The 2,299-nt window shown below is 64.0% G+C and carries 2 protein-coding genes and 2 pseudogenes; all 4 read left to right on the top strand.

Features of this window, described 5'->3' with window-relative positions; all coding sequences use genetic code 11:
- Window positions 1-129, top strand: a pseudogene (locus EOA22_RS23425) (sarcosine oxidase subunit gamma); the annotation flags it as partial.
- 60 nt (window positions 130-189) lie between these two features.
- Window positions 190-420, top strand: a complete 231-nt coding sequence (locus EOA22_RS23420; protein WP_024502775.1) for a hypothetical protein — start codon at window positions 190-192, stop codon at window positions 418-420.
- A gap of 77 nt (window positions 421-497) precedes the next feature.
- Window positions 498-1,174: pseudogene (locus tag EOA22_RS23415) on the top strand (ThuA domain-containing protein).
- A 69-nt stretch (window positions 1,175-1,243) separates the two neighbouring features.
- Window positions 1,244-2,293, top strand: a complete 1,050-nt coding sequence (locus tag EOA22_RS23410) for a Gfo/Idh/MocA family oxidoreductase (RefSeq protein WP_127390246.1) — start codon at window positions 1,244-1,246, stop codon at window positions 2,291-2,293.
- Window positions 2,294-2,299 lie beyond the last annotated feature (6 nt).

The following is a 2,299-nucleotide window of genomic DNA, read 5'->3' as shown; positions in this document are numbered from 1 at the left end:
ATCCTGGGCAAGACCGAGATCGTGCTGTTGCGCACAGCCGCCGATGCCTTCCGGGTCGAATGCTGGCGTTCCTTCTCGGACTATGTCTTTACTTTCCTGTCCGAGGGATCGCGCGACGCGGCGGTCTGAACTCGGAACGTTTTGCAGGGCACGCTCGTTCTGCATCCGCACGCCGAGGGAGAAATGCCGATGCCGTCGAATTCCGCGCCGAAGTCGCCGGTCAAAAAGACATCGGCCGTCCGCTCGCTCGAACATGAGCGACATGAAGCCCCGAGCGCCGAAGAGGAACTCGAGGAAGGCCTCGAAGACACGTTCCCGGCCAGCGATCCGGTATCCATTACCGGAACCGCCATCCCCGGCGCACCGGCGAAACCGGGCAAGGCCAAGACCGTGCCGGGGCGCAAGAAGCGCAAGACCTAGTATTCCATCGGGCCAGATCGCATCGGACCTTCTCAATCTCCTTGGGCGTGCTATTTAAAGCGCTTTGGGAGATGAAAATGCCGACAAAAGCGATCGTTTGGGGCGAGAACGTCCACGAGCAGACCAATGAAGCCGTGCGCGAACTCTATCCCTTGGGGATGCACGGCACCATCGCCGCCGCGCTCAACCAGGACAAGGGCATCGAGGCGGCCACCGCCACCTTGCAGGAGCCCGAGCACGGCCTGAGCGAAAAGCGCCTGGCGGCCACCGACGTGCTTTTGTGGTGGGGCCACGCGGCGCATGGCGAGGTCAAGGACGAGATCGTCGAGCGGGTGCAGAAGCGGGTCTGGGAAGGGATGGGCCTGATCGTGCTCCATTCCGGCCACTACTCGAAGATCTTCAAGCGGCTGATGGGCACGCCCTGTTCGCTGAAATGGCGCGAGGCGGGCGAGCGCGAGCGCGTCTGGGCGATCAACCGCGGCCACCCGATCGCGCAAGGCATTGGCGAGTGCCTGGAGATCGGCGAGACCGAAATGTATGGCGAGCCTTCTCGCCCGGCCACGAAACCTATCCGATCTATCACAATGAGGGCGTGCAGCAGGTGCTGCGCAACGCCGTCCATTGGGCGCACAATCCGGCGCCGGCCTGGTCCGGCATCACCAATGCGCCGAACGTGCCGACGGATGCGGCCAAGGAGAAGATCGTGCAGAAGGGGCTGCGCCTGCATGCCGATGGCGACAAGGGCCTGAGCTGATTGGGGCGGCCTGAGCTGATCGGGCCTGAGTTGCCCAAGGCGTGAGTTGATTTTGGGGGCTTGGGGCTAATGCATCGAATTCTTCTGCTCGGCACCGGCGGTATCGCCGGGCATCATGTCGAGGAGTTTGCCGGGATTCCCGGCTGCAGCATCGTCGCCTGTGTCGACCAGGTGCCCGGTCGCGCTGCGGCGTTCGCCGCGGCCAGCAAGATCGGCGATTCTTTCGAGAGCCTGGAGGCGGCGATCGCCTGGGGCCAGTTCGATGCCGCCATCAACGCGACGCCGGATGGTGCCCATAGGGCGACGACGCTGGCGCTGCTCGGCGTAGGAAAACATGTGTTTTGCGAAAAGCCGCTGGCGCCGAATCATGCCGACGCACTTGCTATGACCGAAGCGGCCGAGGCTGCCGGGGTGATCAACATGGTCAACCTCACCTATCGCAACTCACCGGCGATCCACGAGGCGCGGCGCATGGTTCAGGCCGGCGAGATCGGCGCATTGCGCCATGTCGAGGCGAGCTACCGGCAAAGCTGGCTGGTCAGCAAATCATGGGGTGACTGGCGGGTCGAGGACAAATGGCGGTGGCGCTTGTCCAGCCGGCACGGTTCGACCGGCGTGCTGGGCGATGTCGGCATCCATATCCTGGATTTCGCCACCTATGGCGCCGGCCAGGATATCGTCAGCCTGCATGCCGATCTGGTGACGTTTCCGAAGGCCGAGGGCGAGCGCATCGGCGACTATGTGCTGGACGCCAATGACAGCGTGGCAATGACGGCGCGGCTCGATTGCGGCGCGCTCGCCACGATCGTGGCGAGCCGCTACATGACCGGTCACGCCAACGATCTGTCGCTGGCCCTGCACGGCACCCAGGGCGCCATCAAGGTCGAGACCGACGGCAAGGCATCGAGCCTGTCGGCCTGCCTCGGCGGGGATGTCGATCTTCAGCGCTGGCGGACTTTGGATCTGCCCAGTGTCAAGCGCAATGCGCGACGCTTTGCCGATGCGCTGGATGCAGGCCGGAATGGCGATCCGTCGTTCCGGCGCGCCGCCGACATGCAGAAGCTGATCGACGCAGCCTTTGAAAGTTCAGCGGCGAAGCTGCCGATTTCGGTCGCTTGAAGCTGG

This window comes from Mesorhizobium sp. M7A.F.Ca.US.014.04.1.1 (assembly GCF_003998745.1).
GTDB classification, from domain to species: Bacteria; Pseudomonadota; Alphaproteobacteria; order Rhizobiales; family Rhizobiaceae; genus Mesorhizobium; species Mesorhizobium ciceri.
This window is presented reverse-complemented; position numbering and strand designations above follow the sequence as displayed.